17 protein-coding genes are annotated in these 17,451 nt (G+C 61.7%); 3 read left to right on the forward strand and 14 right to left on the reverse strand.

Annotation, left to right across the window (positions count from 1 at the left end):
• Nucleotides 1–69 precede the first annotated feature (69 nt).
• From ACZ1HN_RS00780 to ACZ1HN_RS00790, 3 genes are read left to right on the forward strand one after another with little or no spacing between them, the layout of a single operon-like run.
• Nucleotides 70–1,707 carry an amidohydrolase gene (locus tag ACZ1HN_RS00780; RefSeq protein WP_472726071.1) on the forward strand — a complete coding sequence of 546 codons (1,638 nt, stop codon included), beginning with the start codon at nt 70–72 and terminating at the stop codon, nt 1,705–1,707.
• Nucleotides 1,700–2,341 carry a GTP-binding protein gene (locus ACZ1HN_RS00785; RefSeq protein WP_472726072.1) on the forward strand — a complete coding sequence of 214 codons (642 nt, stop codon included), beginning with the start codon at nt 1,700–1,702 and terminating at the stop codon, nt 2,339–2,341. The genes ACZ1HN_RS00780 and ACZ1HN_RS00785 overlap by 8 nt, the downstream gene beginning before the upstream one ends.
• A 14-nt stretch (nt 2,342–2,355) precedes the next feature.
• Entirely contained in the window at nt 2,356–2,562 is a 207-nt protein-coding gene (locus ACZ1HN_RS00790; protein WP_472726259.1) for a GTP-binding protein, read from the forward strand.
• A gap of 22 nt (nt 2,563–2,584) precedes the next feature.
• Here ACZ1HN_RS00790 and ACZ1HN_RS00795 read toward each other — a convergent pair whose 3' ends face one another.
• The 14 genes from ACZ1HN_RS00795 to ACZ1HN_RS00860 form a co-directional block, all read right to left on the reverse strand.
• Complete coding sequence (locus tag ACZ1HN_RS00795; RefSeq protein WP_472726260.1) at nt 2,585–4,219, reverse strand: V-type ATP synthase subunit A; 1,635 nt, start codon at nt 4,217–4,219, stop codon at nt 2,585–2,587.
• Nucleotides 4,185–4,433: a hypothetical protein gene (locus tag ACZ1HN_RS00800; RefSeq protein WP_472726073.1), complete on the reverse strand. Its 249-nt coding sequence runs from the start codon at nt 4,431–4,433 to the stop codon at nt 4,185–4,187. The genes ACZ1HN_RS00795 and ACZ1HN_RS00800 overlap by 35 nt, the downstream gene beginning before the upstream one ends.
• Nucleotides 4,430–5,122, reverse strand: coding sequence for a hypothetical protein (locus tag ACZ1HN_RS00805; protein WP_472726074.1), 693 nt, complete (start codon nt 5,120–5,122; stop codon nt 4,430–4,432). The genes ACZ1HN_RS00800 and ACZ1HN_RS00805 overlap by 4 nt, the downstream gene beginning before the upstream one ends.
• A 2-nt stretch (nt 5,123–5,124) precedes the next feature.
• Nucleotides 5,125–5,802 (reverse strand): hypothetical protein, encoded by a 678-nt coding sequence (locus ACZ1HN_RS00810; protein WP_472726075.1) that lies wholly within the window; start codon nt 5,800–5,802, stop codon nt 5,125–5,127.
• Nucleotides 5,802–6,245: an ATP synthase subunit C gene (locus tag ACZ1HN_RS00815; RefSeq protein WP_299206065.1), complete on the reverse strand. Its 444-nt coding sequence runs from the start codon at nt 6,243–6,245 to the stop codon at nt 5,802–5,804. The genes ACZ1HN_RS00810 and ACZ1HN_RS00815 overlap by 1 nt, the downstream gene beginning before the upstream one ends.
• The gene (locus tag ACZ1HN_RS00820; RefSeq protein ID WP_472726076.1) at nt 6,242–8,035 is read right to left on the reverse strand and encodes a V-type ATP synthase subunit I; all 1,794 of its coding nucleotides are present in this window, start codon (nt 8,033–8,035) and stop codon (nt 6,242–6,244) included. The genes ACZ1HN_RS00815 and ACZ1HN_RS00820 overlap by 4 nt, the downstream gene beginning before the upstream one ends.
• Nucleotides 8,032–8,628: a V-type ATP synthase subunit D gene (locus ACZ1HN_RS00825; RefSeq protein WP_472726077.1), complete on the reverse strand. Its 597-nt coding sequence runs from the start codon at nt 8,626–8,628 to the stop codon at nt 8,032–8,034. Before ACZ1HN_RS00825 ends, ACZ1HN_RS00820 begins: the two co-directional genes overlap by 4 nt.
• Nucleotides 8,606–9,967: a V-type ATP synthase subunit B gene (locus tag ACZ1HN_RS00830; RefSeq protein ID WP_472726078.1), complete on the reverse strand. Its 1,362-nt coding sequence runs from the start codon at nt 9,965–9,967 to the stop codon at nt 8,606–8,608. Before ACZ1HN_RS00830 ends, ACZ1HN_RS00825 begins: the two co-directional genes overlap by 23 nt.
• Before the next feature lie 53 nt (nt 9,968–10,020).
• Nucleotides 10,021–10,953, reverse strand: a complete 933-nt coding sequence (gene arcC / locus ACZ1HN_RS00835) for a carbamate kinase (protein ID WP_472726079.1) — start codon at nt 10,951–10,953, stop codon at nt 10,021–10,023.
• A gap of 2 nt (nt 10,954–10,955) precedes the next feature.
• On the reverse strand, nt 10,956–11,957 hold the full coding sequence (gene argF, locus ACZ1HN_RS00840) for an ornithine carbamoyltransferase (protein ID WP_472726080.1): 1,002 nt from the start codon (nt 11,955–11,957) through the stop codon (nt 10,956–10,958).
• A gap of 56 nt (nt 11,958–12,013) precedes the next feature.
• On the reverse strand, nt 12,014–13,207 hold the full coding sequence (locus tag ACZ1HN_RS00845) for an arginine deiminase (RefSeq protein ID WP_472726081.1): 1,194 nt from the start codon (nt 13,205–13,207) through the stop codon (nt 12,014–12,016).
• Nucleotides 13,207–14,511, reverse strand: a complete 1,305-nt coding sequence (locus ACZ1HN_RS00850) for an amino acid permease (protein ID WP_472726261.1) — start codon at nt 14,509–14,511, stop codon at nt 13,207–13,209. The genes ACZ1HN_RS00845 and ACZ1HN_RS00850 overlap by 1 nt, the downstream gene beginning before the upstream one ends.
• 60 nt (nt 14,512–14,571) lie before the next feature.
• Complete coding sequence (locus ACZ1HN_RS00855) at nt 14,572–15,972, reverse strand: YfcC family protein (protein ID WP_472726082.1); 1,401 nt, start codon at nt 15,970–15,972, stop codon at nt 14,572–14,574.
• 186 nt (nt 15,973–16,158) lie between these two features.
• The gene (locus ACZ1HN_RS00860; RefSeq protein ID WP_472726083.1) at nt 16,159–17,271 is read right to left on the reverse strand and encodes a porin; all 1,113 of its coding nucleotides are present in this window, start codon (nt 17,269–17,271) and stop codon (nt 16,159–16,161) included.
• Nucleotides 17,272–17,451 lie beyond the last annotated feature (180 nt).

Raw genomic sequence — 17,451 nt, forward strand, 5'->3', positions numbered from 1 at the left:
CCAGTTTTTGGCAAAAAGAAAACCGCCTAGCCTTGCACGACAGACGTTTTCAGCCGCAGGCCCCCACACGTGATCAAAATACTCTCCGCCCGTAAAATCCTGACGATGAACCCGCAAAAGCCGCACGCAACCCATGTGGCCATACGCGACGGCATCATCCTTGGCGCAGGATCACTGGAAGACCTTGAAGGTTGGGGCGACTATGAAATCGACACCCAATTCGCCGACAAGGTGCTGATGCCCGGCCTTGTCGAAGGGCACTGCCATCTGCAGGAAGGCGCGCTTTGGTCCCACACCTATGTGGGCTTCTTCGACCGCATGTCGCCCGAGGGGGACATGCAGGCCGGCTGCAAAAACCTCGACGCCGTCCTGTCCAAACTGGCCGCGGCAGAGGCCAAGCTGGACGACCCCGACGCCCCCCTGCCCGCATGGTCGCTCGATCCGATCTATTTCGACAACCAGCGCGTGGACCGCACGCAGCTCGATACGATCTCGACCACCCGCCCCATCGGGATCATGCATGCCTCGGGCCACATCATGAACGTCAATTCCAAAGCGCTGGAACTGGCGGGCCTGCTGAAACCCGGAATCAATCACGAGGGCGTGCCGCTTGGGCCAGACGGCCTGCCCTCCGGCGAACTGAAAGGCCCCGATGTGATGAGCCCCGTCTCCATCCACGTAGGCTTCGACCGCGACATGCTCGCCTGCGACGAACAGGGCATGTGGCGCTTCGGCAAGCTTTGCGTGCGGGCTGGGGTCACAACGGCAACTGACCTTGCCGCGCGCCTGCCCGAAGATGCGGTTAAGCTGATGCACAAAGTCACCGACAACACCGCCTACCCCGCCCGCATCGTCCCCTTGCGCTTTCACCACGGTGTCAGCCCCGAGGATCTGATCAAACATGTCGAGGCGCTCGCCCCGCAAAGCACCGAAAAGCTGCGCCTGGGCCGGATCAAGATCGTGGTCGACGGCTCGATCCAAGGGTTCTCCGCACGTCTGCGCGCGCCCGGCTACTATAATGGCGCGCCCAACGGGCTGTGGTACATCGCGCCCGAGCAACTGGCCTACATCCTCGAAACCTCGCTCGCCAAAGGCATACAAGTGCATTGCCACACCAACGGGGACGAGGCGACGCAACTTGTCATCGACACCATGCGCAAGGCCCTGCGCAAAACCCCGTCATCCGATCACCGGTTCACATTGCAACATTGCCAACTGGCCGACACGGCCCAATTCCGACAAATCAAGGAACTGGGCCTGTGCGTGAACCTCTTTGCCAATCACCATCACTATTGGGGCGACCAGCACTACGAACTGACGGTCGGCCCGGAACGGGCCGAACGCATGAACGCCGCAGGCACCGCCGCACGGCTGGGCGTGCCTTTCGGCATTCACTCGGATGCGCCCATCACGCCGCTGGGCCCGCTGTTCACCGGATGGTGCGCAATGAACCGCAAGACCGCATCGGGCCGGACATTGGGCGAAGCGGAAAAGATCACGCTCGATCAGGCGCTTTACGCCATCACGCTCGGTGCTGCCTACACTCTCCATCTGGACGGAGAGGTCGGGTCGATCGAAGCCGGAAAACGCGTGGATTTCGCTGTGCTTGAGGACGACCCGGAAGAGATGGGCGTCGAGCGGTTGAAAGACACAAGGGTCTGGGGCACCGTCCTTGGCGGAAAACCCTTCGCAGCCGCCAATGTCTGACACCCTGCCTATGACGATCATTGCGGGCTATCTGGGCGCAGGTAAAACGACCCTGATCAACCAGATCCTGCGCCACGCAGACGGGCAAAGGCTGGCCGTGCTGGTCAATGAATTCGGCGCGCTGCCCATCGACGCCGATCTGATCGAAGCGCAGGATGACGACCTGATTGCGCTGGCGGGTGGATGCGTCTGCTGCTCCTATGGCGATGATCTCATGCTGGCGCTCAGCAAGATGCGTACCCTTGATCCCAAGCCCGATCACGTGCTGCTGGAAACATCCGGCGTGGCCCTGCCGGGCAAGATCGCAGCATCGGTGGGCCTTTTTGGCAATGACATCCAGATGCAGGGTATCGTCGTACTGGCAGATGCCGAATGCCTGCCTGACCACTTGGCCGACAGCTACCTGGCCGACACGATCATCCGTCAACTCGCAGCCGCCGACTTGACCGTTCTGACAAAGACGGATTTGGCCACGGCGGATCAAAGGCAAAACAGCAGGGACATTATCTGCCAACACGCTCCGCGCGCGACCCTGCTCGAAAACGGCAGCGAACACTTGCATGAGGTGCTGCTACAGGACACGGCAGTGATACCCCCATCCAGCACAACAACGATCCGCACCGCATCGCCCTGACAACGCGGACCGTCATACCGTCCGAACCCGTCGATGCACAGGACTTCGCGCAATCTCTGGCCGATCAAAACACCGTTGTGCGGGCGAAGGGGCACCTGATCGCCAAACCGGACAACACAATGCTGACGCTGCAAGTGGTCGGCAAACGGTACAAACTGACCAAGGCGGACGCCACGACAACACCGGGCATCGTGATCATCGAACGACACGACAGCGCGTGAGGCCACAAAAGGGCCTTCGGTTTCACAGCTCCGATATCTTTGCCTCGATCTGCGCCAGCAGCGACTTGTATTCCGGCGTGCCATCCGCCGCGTAGTGGAAGTTCTTAAAGAGGCCGGTGATCTCGGTGAACCAGCTGCGGATCGCACCCTTGTCCTCAAGCGTCATCGTGGCATCCACGACCCGCTGCATCAGCCCGAACACGCGTTGCTGCCGGTCAAGCGGCGCGCAACTGTCCACGTCGTCAAGCGCGTCTTGCTGAAGAAAGATCATGTCAACGAACAGCGCCTTCTGGAAAGTCACGTAATCCGCGAGGGTCACGCCCTCCTCGCCCGTCACTTTCATCATTTGACTGATCTGCTCACCGCGCTCCAACAAGGCTTGCAGGGCTTTCACCCGGTCGGTCCAACCCGGTTCGATACGGCGGTCATACCAGTCCGCCATCTGGTCCAGATAGCGCGACCACGAAAGAAGCGGGTCCACCGCAGGATAGAAGCGTTTATAGGCACGCTCGGACGACAAGCCGAGGAAACACTTCACCGTCGACAGCGTGGCTTGCGTCACCGGCTCGTCAAAGTTGCCGCCCGCCGGGGACACGGTGCCAATCATCGTCAGGCTGCCCGTGGCCCCATCCGCAGCCTCGATCACACCGGCCCGCTCATAGAGACCCTTGATCGAGCTTTCGAGGTAGGCGGGAAAGCCCTCCTCCCCCGGGATTTCCTCCAGCCGCCCGCTCGTTTCGCGCATCGCCTGCGCCCAGCGGGAGGTACTGTCGGCGATCAACAGCACATCCAGACCCATCTGGCGATAATACTCACCCAAGGTGATCCCGGTGAAAATCGACGCTTCACGTGCAGCCACAGGCATCGACGACGTGTTGCAGATGATAATCGTGCGATCCATCAGGCTCCCGCCCGAGGTCGGGTCGGTCATCTCCGGGTATTCCGTGATGGTCTCGACCACTTCGCCCGCGCGTTCCCCGCAGGCCACGATGATCACGATATCCACCTGCGCATTGCGCGCGATCAGGTTCTGCAACACGGTCTTGCCCGCCCCAAAGGGTCCGGGAATACACGCCGTTCCACCCCGCGCGATGGGAAAAAACGTGTCGATCAACCGTTGCGAGGTCAAGATGGGCGTGTCGGGAAACTTGCGCTGCACGGCCCCGGATTTCAGCAGATCCCCCGCCATGGGCCGCCGCACCGGCCAGCGCTGCGACAGAGGGATCACATGCTCTTGCCCGCCATCCGAGGTCAGGCGCGCCACCGGATCGTTGACGGTCACGGCTCCCTTCTGCACCCAGTTGACGGTATAGGTGCCTGTCCAGTTGAACGGCAGCATGATCTTGTGGGTAAAGCGGCCCTCGGGCACCGTCCCGATGGTCTGACCAGCGGTAACCGTGTCCCCTAGCTTCACCGACGGACTAAAGGACCACTTGGCCGCCCGGTCCAGCGGGTCAACATCGGCCCCGCGCGGCAGAAAGATACCGTAGGCATTGGCCACCTGCTTCAGCGGCGCCTGCAACCCGTCATAGACCTGCCCCAGCAACCCGGGCCCCAGCGCCACCGACAGAAGCTGCCCGCTTTGCACCACCGGATCGCCCACGGCCACGCCTTGCGTGCTTTCATAGACCTGCGCGTCTGCAGTATTGCCCCGCACCCGCAAGATCTCGGCCTTGAGGCGCTCCTGTCTCGCCGCCTGCCGCCAGACGGCTGGGCAAGATGTAAACCATCTCGTTCTTGACCAAAGCTCCCGGCGTTCCGTCAGGATTGTCCATGGATTCGATCCGCACCAACCCTTCCTGCACGGCGACGATGCGCGCAGTGGCGGCTTCGGCCTCGGGGTGTTGAACCTTCTTTGCGGCGGCGGTCATGCTGTGGCTCCTTCCGCTTGCAAGTGGGGGAAATTCTTCAGCGCGTCTTCGGACAGTTCGGTAAAGCGCTGTGCCGCGGCCACGCTGTCGGCCTTGGCCCAACGGTCAAAGATGTTCCACTTCAGCACGTAAATCACGACCGCTTCGAAATCGAAGTGATGGCGGCCTGCATGACGTTGCAACTGGCGAAAGGTGACATCCAGCAGATGGCGTTGCAGGCCCAGCGGGTCCCCCTGTTCCAGCAACTGCCCCGCCTGCCGCAACCATGGCAAGGATCGATCCAGACCAAAGGCCGGCTCGTTCCAATTGGCCGCGATCTGGGACGTCCAGACGCCATAGCCCCACGCCCCCTCCGGCGCCCCCGCCCCACCATGCCGCATCCGCAGCGCGGCCACAGCAGTGCGCAACTCCATCCGTTCGTCCACGATGCGGCGCAACGTGCGATGCGGTAGATCGGACATCAGGACCTTTGCCCGGCCAACCAACGTGTTCAGGTCTGACCCCGGGTCATAGGCCGACCAGCTCAACAAACGCTCGATCCGCGCAAGCGTCTGCGCATGTTTTTCGCTCAGCGCCGACAGGCGCCTGTTGAGCCGCAAGCGTGACAACGGGGGCCGCTTGGCCACGAACAACCGCTCCGAACTCGGCAGGCTGGACACGAGCGCGACATAGGCATCGGGATCAGACATGGCTACTTGATCACCCCCTCAAGCACGGCGCGGAACCGGGGCTGCAAATGCTGCATCAACAGCGCGGCAATGGCTTGATCCGACAGGTCCAGCGCCACACCATCCTCACCCGCCTGCGCGCGGATACCGGCGTGCAGATCGCTTGCGGCATACAGCGTCACACCCTCTTTCAATTTGTCCTGCGCCAGACCCAGAACATATTGGGTCAGCGCGCCCGATTGGATGTCATCGGCATTCGCCGTGATCGCCTCCGGACCCACCACCTCGGCAGGCAAGATCACACTGGCCCCCTCGCCCATCGACGCCGCCTGCCCGGCCCGCCCGACCAGCTCCAGCACCATCTGGCGCAGCATCTCGGTGTCAGACATCTCGGCACTGACCATCCGCTGCACATCCTGTTTGAACTGCGCCATGAGGGTCGATTTCATCGTCAGCACCGCATCACGCATGGCAGTGTTCAGCGCCTCTTCACCCGCGCGGGTGTAGCGATCTGCCGCCTTCTTGGCGTCGGCTCTGGCCTTCTCTGCCGCAGCCTCTGCCTCGGCAACGATCCGGGCCGCCTCCGCCTGCGCGTCCGCCACCAACCGCTCAGCCTCCGCGGTACCTGCGGCCACACCATCGTGACGCAACCGCGCGATCAGGGCATCGACCCCTCTGGCCGTCTCATGCTCGGGCGACATCACGCAATCCCCGCGCTGATGACCAGAGCAAAGACAAAGGCGAAAACGCCAAAGCCTTCGATGATGGCAGCGGGCGCAAGGGCCAGCCCAAAGATCTGTGGCTTCTCCTTGGACGCATTGATCGCCGCGGCACAGGCACGCCCCTGCCAGATCCCGGAATACAGCAGCGCAATGCCCGACAGCAGACCGACCCCAAACAGGCCTCCCGCATTCTCAAGCGTCACCTCGCGGTTCAGGGTGAACATGATGACAATGCCATAGATCACAAAGGTCGACGGAAAGGCCGAGATGCCGACGAACCGGCCATAGCCGCCTTCGGTCTCCAGCATCGCCCCGATACTCGCCTGCCCGGCAATCGAACAGCCGATGGAACTGGCCACCGCGCCAAGGGCCATGGGGGAAAAAATACCGACCCACCCCAATGCGATTACAAACTCATTCATTCCTGAACCTCCTTGCGGGCAAAGGCCCGGAAGACGATGCCTTCCTCGGGCAGACCCCATTTGTAAAACTCGATGAAATTAAGCCGCAGCCCGTGCACAACGCCGCTCATCATCGCGAGCGCGAAGTTGAGCACATGACCCATGACAAAGATCAGCAGCCCGCCCAGCACAGCAAGGCCGGAGCCGGACGCCATCACATCCGCCGCCAGATCGTTGAACGTGATGGCCAAAGAGGCCGAGGCGAGGCCAAGCGCGAACAAGCGCATATAGGACAGCACGTCACCAAACATGCCCATCAGGCCCGCAGCGCCCTTGAGGCCGTCAAACCCGCGCCACAGCCAGTCCTTGGGCTGCCGCACAGGCCGGTCACTGGCATAGACCATGACCAGGGCAAGGCCCACGCCCATCAGCGCACCGCCAACGTCGCGGGATGATCCCTCCAGACCGCCAATCCACAGCACCACCCCGCCCGCCAGCAGAGCGATCCAGCCCAGGTTGGCATAGCGGCTGCGCTTTGTCTTGACCTGAAACGCCATCGCGTTGGCAAAACAGATGTGCAGCACGCCGATCAGGATCGACAGGGTCATCATCGTGTCGAAGTCATTGAGATCAAGAAAGGCGAGGCCGCGCAGCACACCCCGTTCGGGCGGAGCAAAGCCAAAGTAGCTGCCCACGATCACGCCAAACGCCACCGCCGCCGCTGCCAGATACAGCCCCATCCGCCGCCACGCCCGCAGATGCGGTGTCGCCTCCAGCCGCCGCCAAAAGGCCAGAACCAGAAGGCCGACCACGATGCCATAGCCCGCATCCGCCACGATCATCGCAAAGAACAGGGCAAAGGACAGCATCAGCATCCGCGTCGGATCCCATGCCCGGTAATGCGGCGGCTGGTAGAACGTCGCCAGATCGACCCCCGCAGCAGCCTCATCAGGTTGCTTCAGCAAGGTAGGCGGAGTGTCGTCCGGTCCCGGCGCTTCGATCAACACGGCCAGTCCCAGATGGGCACAGGCCTCCTCGACCTCCAGCACCCGTGCCTCTGGCACCCAGCCCTGCACGGCAAAAAGGTCTGGGTCGCGCAAGGTCTGACTGTCGGCAAAGGCGCGTTCGGCCAGCGTTTCGGCCTCCGACAGCTTGCCCCGCAGCAAGGTCAGATAGCGGGTCAACGCCATCCGCTCGCCCAGCAAGGTTTCAATCTCGATCTCGGCAGTTTCCAGATCGGCTTCAAGCACTCGGCCGGGTTTCGCCCCCAGATGCACGCGCGGTATGGGCAACAGGTCACTGGGCGGCTCATCCGGGCTCAGAACAACAACAAAGAGATACCGCGCATCTTGCCCGACAATCTCCCACGGCAGATCCACCGATTGCAGCGCCGCGCGGTGCTTCACCGGCAATTGCCAGAACCACAGGCGCTGACCCGCAAGGCTCTCAAGCGGCGGGAATTCAAAATCCCCCCATGGCTGCATATGCGCGAGCCGATTGGCCAGCGCATCACGACGGTCCCGCGCGGCGCGCAACCTGTCCTTCAGCGCCAGCACATCCGCAACAAAGGCCTGCACATCGAAATCGGGATCGCTGCGCACCTGCCGTCGCGGCCCCGGCACAACAGCCAGAAAGCGCAGCGCCTTATAGGCCTCCTCCGCCTCCCGGCTCACGCGCTTCTCCACGCGGGCTTCGACTGGAACCAGCGGCAGGATATGCATCACACCCATATCCTGAAGCCGGGTCAGGGCCGCGTCCTGCGCATCCACAGGCCCCACAAGGCTCAGCTTTTTCAAGGGCGCAATGCTCATGCCGCCCCCCGCTTCCGCTTGGCGATCTTAGACCGTGTCACGGCACTGGTCTGCTCGTCGCTCAGGTAAATGCGGATTTTCTTGATGTTGGCGCGGGCGGTGGGAATCAACACCTTGTCAAACAGGTTCAGCCGCTGGGTCACGGTCTGGACAGCACGGTCCAGCACCTCGACCCGCTGGCGCGCCACTTGCACGCGCAACCGGGCAGTCAGCATGTCGTGCAACAGGTGCGTCACATGATCGACCCAGTGGGGCAGAACCATGGGGGAATAGGGGCGCACCGTCACCTCGATCCGGTCGAGCACTGGCAACCGGGTGCCCACCACGTTTTCCTCACCCAGATGATAGTCAGTCAGCTCCACCAACCCGCTCAGATCAATGTCGCGATTGCTCAGCATCGGCACATCGCGCCCGACCTCCGCCGCCAGCCGGTCGACCTCCCCCTGCAAGGCCGCAACCTCCGCCACAGCCTTGGCCCGTTCCGCCATCAACTGCTGACGCTTCAGGTCCAAGGACGGCAGGAACCGCTCATAGGACCGCAACTGCGCCGCCTCTCGGGCGAGCGAGGATTTATTCAGCTGCAAGCGCGCCATCAGCCACCTTGGGGAAAAATTTGTCGATCAGGGTCTGCTTCATCAGCAGCTGCTCAGGCGCAAAGCATTCGGCCAGCGTCTGCCAACACAGGTCCAACGCTTCCTCCAGCGGCATAGATACATTGATGTCCATGAAACGGTCGCGGAACAGGTCACCGAACTTCAGCACCTGGTGGTCATAGTCCGACAGCTCGAACGCCATCGCCTGTTTCTGGGCCGCATCGCGGGCTTCGGAATAGAACCGGATCATCGTGTTCATGATCTGGCTGTGATCCTCGCGCGTGGTCTTGCCCACCACGTTCTGCTTCAGACGCGACAGGCTGCCGAACGGGTCAATCACACCGGAATGCAGGTAAAACTGCCCCTCGGTGATGTAGCCGGTGTTGTCAGGCACCGGATGGGTCACATCATTGCCGGGCATGGTGGTCGCGGCCAGAATGGTGACCGACCCACCCTTGGCATAGTCGCACGCTTTCTCGTACCGGCGCGCCAATTCGCTATAGAGGTCACCCATATAGCCGCGCTGCGACGGCACCCGCTCCTGGCTGATGCCAACCTCTTTCATCGCGTCGGCATAGGCGGTCATGTCGGTGAGCAGGACAAGCACGCGCTTGCCCTCCTCCACCGCGAATTTCTCGGCCACGGCCAGCGCCATGTCCGGCACCAGCAAACGCTCGACCAGCGGGTCAGACGCCTGATTGACGAACATGACAGTACGCGAAAACACCCCGGCGTCCTCGAACGACTGCCGAAAGGTGTAAAAGTCGTCAAAGATCAGACCCATGCCGCCAAAGACAACAATATCCGCATCCGCCTGAATACCGATCCGGGCCAGAAACGGGTTATAAGGTTCGCCCGACACCGAAAAGATCGGGATCTTCTGGCTCTCCACCAAGCTGTTGAACACGTCGATCATCGGCACATCGGTGCGGATCATCCGCTTGGGCACGATGCGCTCTGCCGGGTTCACTGACGGCCCGCCAATATCATAGCGTGGCTCACCGCTCAGGTCCGGACCGCCATCCACCGGCGCCCCGGCCCCGTCAAAGACGCGGCCCAGAATGTTGCCGGAATAGGGTGCCTGCATCGGGTGGCCCAGAAAGGTCGCCGTGGCCCCGGTCGAAATCCCCTTGGTCCCGGAAAACACCTGCAACGAGACAATGCCCCGCTCGATCCGAATGACCTGCGCCAGCGATGTCGCGCCATCCACGCTTTTGACCACGGCCAGATCGCCATAGCGCACCACGCTGTCCGCCCCGGCCCTCTCCGGCACATGAACCTTGAGCGTATCGCCCACGATTTCCAGAACCTGCGAATAGCGGATCAGTTCACGCACCATGTCGCGCCCTCCGTCCCTTTGATTTGCCCTGAGCAGACGACATGCCGCAAACCCTAGTCATGGAATGTGACACCCGTGGCATCGGTTGAAATCAACGTGCCCTTGTCCCCGGCCACCATCGCCTCGACATCGGCGAGCCTACCGATGGCCGCTGTCTTGCCGGTCTTACGGGCGAACTGGCAGGCCGCCGCCACTTTCGGTCCCATGGACCCGGCGGCAAAGCTGTGCTTTTCCAGTGCCTCGGGCGACGCCAGCCTGATCACGCGCTGATCGGGCGTGCCCCAGTCCAGAAACACCCCTTCGGTGTCCGTCGCGGCAATGAACAGGTCTGCACCAATCTCGCGCGCCAGAAGTTCCGAGGCGAAATCCTTGTCGATCACCGCCTCAACGCCTTCAAGATCGCCCTCCGCGTTGTAAGCGGTGGGAATACCCCCACCACCCGCACAAATGACCACAGTGCCCTGTTCCACCAGCCACTTGATCGGACGCAGTTGAAAGATGCGCTTCGGCAAGGGCGACGGCACAACGCGCCGCCACTTGTCACCATCGGCCCGCATCTGCCAACCCTTCTCGACCGCAATCCGGTCCGCCTCGGCCTTGTCATAGACGGGACCCACGAATTTCGTCGGATCTGCAAAGGCGGGATCATCCCGGTCCACCTCGATCATGGTCAGCAAGGTCGCCAGCGGCTTTTCAAACGGCAGCCGGTTGCCCAGCTCCTGTTCGATCATGTAGCCGATCATACCGTCCGTCTGCGCGCCCAGCACATCCAGCGGATAGGCTTCGTCGGGTTTGTAGGCATGGCCCTGCAAGGCCAACAGCCCCACCTGCGGGCCGTTGCCATGGGTGATGATCAACTCGTGATCCATGACGATCTGCGCCAACGCTTCCGCTGCAATCGCGGTGTTCGCACGCTGGTTCTCTGCCGTCAGCGCCTGGCCGCGCCGTAACAGGGCATTGCCACCCAGGGCCGTGACAATCCGCATGATCAGCGCCCCAACGTGGCCACGAGCACGGCCTTGATCGTGTGCATCCGGTTCTCGGCCTGCTCAAACTGAATGCCTGCCGGGCTTTCGAAGACGTCCTCGGTCACCTCCATTTCCGAAATCCCGAATTTCTCAAAAATCTCCTGCCCCACCTTGGTCTCGGTGTTGTGGAAGGCAGGCAGGCAATGCATGAACCGCGTGCTGGATTTGCCGCTCTCTGCCATCAGATCGGCGTTGACCTGATAGGGCGTCAGCTGCTTGATCCGCTGCTCCCAGACATCATCGGCCTCCCCCATCGACACCCAGACATCCGTATGGATGAAATCAACACCCTTCACGGCCTCGGCCGGGTCATCGGTGATGGTCAGGGTCGCACCATACTTGGCCGCCGCCGCCTCGGCCGGGCCGCGGAACTCATCCGTCGGCCACAGCTCCTTGGGCGAAGCGATGCGCACATCCATCCCCATCAGACAGCCCGCGATCATCAGCGAATGGCCCATGTTCGAGCGGCCATCGCCCACATAGGCATAGCTGATGTCATGCAGCGGCTTTTCCGCATATTCCTGCATCGTCAGCAGGTCGGCCAGCATCTGCGTCGGGTGAAACTCGTCCGTCAGCCCGTTGAACACCGGCACGCCAGCGTTCTCGGCCAATGTCTCCACCAGATCCTGACCAAAGCCGCGATACTCGATCCCGTCATACATCCGGCCCAGCACGCGGGCGGTGTCTTTCATGCTTTCCTTGTGCCCGATCTGCGACCCCGACGGCCCAAGGTAGGTCACCCCCGCCCCCTGATCCATCGCCGCCACTTCAAAGGCGCACATGGTCCGGGTCGAGGTTTTCTCGAAAATCAGGCAGATGTTCTTGCCCCGCAAGTGTTGCTGCTCGGTCCCGGAATACTTCGCGCGCTTCAAATCACGCGACAGGTCCAGCAAATAGCGCAGCGCGCGCTGATCGAAATCCAGCAGCTTCAGGAAACTGCGCCCTTTGAGATTGAATGCCATGGGCCTCGTCCTTTCGATAAATCAGTAATCCACCGGGTCGCGCCAGATCGGGCAGGTCATGCAATGCCCCCTCCCCTGCCCCGGCCCAGTTCCGAACCGGCAATGGTGATGACCTCGACCCCGGCCTTGCGCAGCAGCGTGTTGGTGTAGGTGTTGCGATCGTAGGCCACGACGACACCGGGCTCGATGGCGACGACATTGTTGCCGTCATCCCATTGCTCACGCTCCTGGTTGAAAGCATCGCCCCCGGTCTGCACGATGTTCAGGGCCTTGATGCCAAGGCATTCGGCGGCCACGTCGAACAGGTGCTTGTCCTCGTGATGAAAGTCGATGCTGCCCTCGCGGTTGCCGGGGCGCAGGCTGACGCATTTGATCTCGTTACAGACCTCGACAAAGGCGGTCGCGGTCTCGCGGTCACAATGGCTGAACACCGTGTCCAGATGCATCGCCGCACGGCTCCGCGGCATCTGGCAGGCCACCACCCGCTCTGCCGCTTCCTTGGCAAAGAGCGCCTTGGCCACCTGCCCCACGGCCTGCGGCGTGGTGCGCTCGCCCATACCGATCAGGACGGTGCCCTTGCCCCATGGCATGACATCGCCGCCCTCAACCGTGGCCGGGCCATAATCCGTGTCCGGATCACCCCACCAGATGTCAAAATCGGCACCTTTAAAATCCGGGTGGAACTTGTAGATCGCTGTGACCAACAACGTTTCGGGCTTGCGCGCGGGCCAGTACATCGGGTTGACGGTGACACCGCCGTAAATCCAGCAACTGTTGTCGCGGGTGAACTGCGTGTTGGGCAGCGGCGGAATGACAAAGCCCAAGGTGCCCAGATAGCTGCCGAACATGCCCGACGGGGTAAAGGGCAGGTCCTGCACCGAAATCCCGCCAATCAGGAACCGGGCCAAGTCCTTGGCGGCCATCTCGTCCAGCCAGCTCCGCAACTCGCCCAACATACCGACGCCCACCTGGTTCTGGGTGATGCGCCGGTCGAGCACCCATTTGCGCGCCTCCGCGTCCTTCAGCGTTGTGGCCAGCAGGGCCTGGAACTCCAGCACCTCGACCCCGCGCTCCTCCATCTTCATGCGGAAATCGGCGTGGTCCCGGCGCGCCTTGTTGACCCACAATACGTCATCGTACAGTAGTTCCGCCGCATTGCCCGGGGTCAGCCGCGCATGGGCCAGACCCGGTTCACAGACCATGACCTTGCGCAGCTTGCCGATCTCTGAATGCGCACCAAATCCAGACATCAAAATGTTCCTTCCTGTGTGAGATCAGTTCCCTTCATCCAGCATTGCCAGACGTAGACAGGCACCCCGGCCATCAGCAGCAGGAAGCCGTAGAACACGACCTCCGCCCCCGATCCGAAAATCGCCCAAACGGAGTAGATGAAGCCCAAGGCGGCCAGCAGAATGACCTTGCTCATTTCACCCGGCGACGGGCCCACCACGCCACGTGCACGCAGCGCCAGCTCAGCCAGCGCGCAAAGGAGGTAGGGAAACAACGTCGACAGGGTCGCCAGCAGGACAATGAACTCGAATTGCTCGGCAAGATTTTCGCTGAAACTCATCAGGATCAGACCGCTGGCCAGCACATTCGACACGACCAGACCAAAGGCGGGCGTACCGGTGGCGCTGAGGCGGGCAAAGGCTTTGGGGAATACGCCATCCTGCGCCGCACCCAACGGAACCTGCCCGGTCAGCAGGGTAAATCCGTTCAACGTGCCAAAGGTCGACACGCAGGCACCCAAGGCAATGAACATGGCCCCACCCGCACCCCAGATCGCCCCCGCGACCAGCGCGAGAGGCGCGTTTGATCCCACCAACTCAGCGGACGGGATCACCCCCAGAGCCACGACCGTGACGCCAATGTAGACAAGGGCGGTCAGGCCAGTGCCCACGATGGTTGCCAGTGGAATGGTCCGCTCCGGGTCTGCCACGTCGCCCGCTGGCACGGTCGCGGATTCAAGACCAAGGAAAGCCCACAGCGTCAGCGCCGCGCAGGCAGAAATCGCCGACAGCGCGCCAACCCCACTGGTGTTCACCGGTGTGAAGTTGCCCGGATCAATGTACGCCACGCCCAGCACGATCAGCGCCAGCAGCGGAAACAGCTTCATGCCCGTGGTCAGGATCTGGACAATGCCCGCCTCCCGCACGCCCCGGATGTTCAGCCATGTCAGCAGCCAGATCGCCCCAAGCGCCGCTGCCACGCTGGCAAGCGGGCTGGCCCCGACATCCGGCAACAGAAACCCAAGATAGCCAGCAAAGGCCACGGCAATGGCGGCATTGCCGGACCACAGCGCAATCCAATACCCCCACGCCACGAGGAACCCAGCGAAATCACCAAACCCATATCGTGCGTAAGCGTATGGTCCGCCCGTGCGCGGCGCGATCCGCGCTAGCCGCCCAAAGATCAGCGCCAGCACCAGCGCCCCGGCCGCCGTGACCAGCCACCCCGCCAGTGAAATGGAACCATACGCTGCCAACGCAGACGGCAACAGAAAGATACCCGACCCGATCATGTTGCCCACGACCAGCGCCGTGCAGGCAATCAGGCCAAGACCAGCCCCCTCCCCGCCCCTTGGGCAGCGATATGCGGCGTGTCAGTCACGGGTTCAGCCCATGGTCGCGATGCTAAGGCCCACCATGATAATGACGCTCAGCAAGATCAGCAGCGGCACCATGAACCGTATCCACCGGTCATAAGGCACCCGCCCCAGCGCAAGCCCGCCCATCACCACGGCCGAGGTCGGGGTGATCAGGTTCACCAGCCCGCTCGCCGATTGGTAGGCCGTCACGACCAGTGACCGTTCGACGCCCGAAAAATCACCAAGCGGTGCCATGATCGGCATGGTCAGCACCGCCAACCCTGACGACGACGGCACCAGAAAGGACAGACCCGCCTGCAAGCCGAACATGGTGTTGATGAACGCGACCTCGCCCAACCCCTCGACGGCGCCTTCGGCCCAGAACAGGACGGTGTCGGTCATATTGCCCGCATCCATGACCACAACGATGCCGCGCGCGATCCCAATGATCAGCGCCACGCCCAAAAGGTCACGCGCCCCGTCGACAAAGGTGGTGACAAACGTCTCCTCCCCCATCCAGTCGATCACACCAATGATCAACGCAGCAACCAGGAACAGCGCCGACATCTCGGCCATCCACCAGCCACCCGCGGACACCCCCCAGATCATCACGCCAAAGCTGGCAGCAAAGACGACGAGGATGATCTTGTGACGGCCGGTAAACACGATCTCGTCACCGATCGAGGCTTTCAGGAAATGCGTCTTGTTGGACTGTTCAAGGTCGGCCACGACCGACCGCCCCGGCTCGGTACGCACCCGCGCGGCATAGCGCATGACATACGCCACGCAAGCCAGCCAACAGGCCACCAGCAACGCCAGCCGCAGATTGATGCCATCCGTGAAAGAAATGCCCGCCGCATCCGACGCAATGACAGTGGCAAACGGGTTGATGGTGGACCCAAGCGTGCCGACACCGGCGCCCAGCATGATGATGGCGACACCTGTCAACGCATCGTATCCGGCAGCAATCATCACCGGGATGATCAGGGCATAAAAGGCCAGCGACTCCTCGGCCATGCCATAGATCGTGCCTCCGGCGGCAAACAGCGCCATCATGATCGGGATCATCCACTTCTCGCGGCCTTTCAGCCGCCGCATGGCGGTCCCAATCCCGGCATCAATGGCACCAGTTTTGGTCACGACGGCCAGAAAGCCGCCAATCACAAGAACAAACAGCGACACGTCAATCGCCTGCGCCTCATAGCTGCCAGGGTCATAAAACCCGGCGATGGGCGCAAGGAAGACGTCGATGATCCCCTGTGGGTTCGGCTCCACGGTCTCATAGGTTCCCGGCACCGGCACATCCCGCCCGAGCGCCTCATTGGCGACACGCTCATACTCACCGGCAGGTACAAACCACGTTGCAATCGCAACAAGGGCAATCAGGGCAAAAAGGATGGTGTAGGCAGTCGGAAACTTCAGCTTCATGGCGCGATGACTTCCCCGGAGTTATGGCAGACCTTCAAAGACGGATTGGAACGCTGACCCCAGCCTAGGCAGCCAAAACAGGGCCGCGTTGATATGCGTCAACAGTGTTTCCGATTGTGCGATGGACGGCGAAAAACCGCGGGCGGCGCGACAGGACACCGCCCACAATCCCGCGTTTTCAGTGCGTTAGAACTTCCACAACGCACCCAAAACGATGGTCGAGTTGTCTTGGAAATCACCCGTACTGTCTGAATAATCGTATTCCTGATAGGTCAGGTACAGATCGGTGTTCAGCCTTTTGACCTCCTGCACCACACCGATCCCCCAGACATCCGAATCCGATCCATCGACGTTGAAATCGGAACCATCCCAGTAGTGCAGCCCGATGCCGGTCTTACCCATGGGCAACCAATCGGCCTCGTAACTCACCTTGGCATAGTAGTAGCGCGGGTCGCTGGCCCCGCTGGCATCGTCATCGCGGTCACCAATGGCCGCGGTAAAGCCCAGCCCGCTTTGCAACAGAACCGAGGCAGACGCCACGATGTCAGAACGATCACCCTCGGTCCCGTTGCGCTCCTGGTACGCCAGACCGGCCGACATCTCTGCACCACCGCCAATCGATGCATTATAGAAAACGGCCACGTCGTAATACTCGTTCTCATCCTCCTGATCGAGGATGTTCTCGCCCGCCGCCGCACTGAACGAGAAGCCTGAGAAATCGGGTGAATCGTAGCGGATGCGCCCACGGCGCGACCCATCGAAGTTGTCCGTCGTATCCCCGATGGCCGGGCCACTCAGCACGTCAAACCCATCCCGGAACAGAAAGCTCGGGTTGGCATCGGCGGTAAAGGAATACAGCGCAGTGCCCACATAGGACAGGTCATTCTCGGCGACACCATCGGCCGCCATGCTGCCCTGACCCAGCGAAACCTGGCCCCAGGCACCCTCCAGCGAAAAGTCGAAATGGCGGATGTCATCGCGGGTAAAGCGGCTGTAATCCGATCCGCTCTGGCTCACCTCGGATGAGTTCGGCAGCCCAAGACCCGTCTCCAGCCGGAACTGGAACGTGTTGTTTCCGAAGGGCGTTGAATACCGCAGGCCAATCCGGCTGTTCGACAGGTCATTGTCCAGCAGGTTGGTTTCGCTGTCCCGCCCATCATCGACCGAGATGATGGCGGGGTTCAGTTGACCATAAAAGGTCAAGGTCGCACCGGACCCCAAGTTGTATTCCAAATCTGCCAAAACAGGCGTCGCCAACGCGGTCAACCCGGCGGCGGTTGGGATAAGTGCCGTTTTCATTTGAACCCTCGTGTTTGTCCGCTGCGCGACCCGTTTGCACCCCGCGCACGCGGGCCAAAACAAAAGCATTGCCCGCAGGGCAACACTCTCAACATGTGAAGGGGACGCACAAAAAATCATTCTTTTCCAATGATATAGAGACTATAATTGGAAGAAATGGCATCTTCGGACAGATGCTTG

It is taken from the genome of Tateyamaria sp. GN1-10, assembly GCF_055693845.1.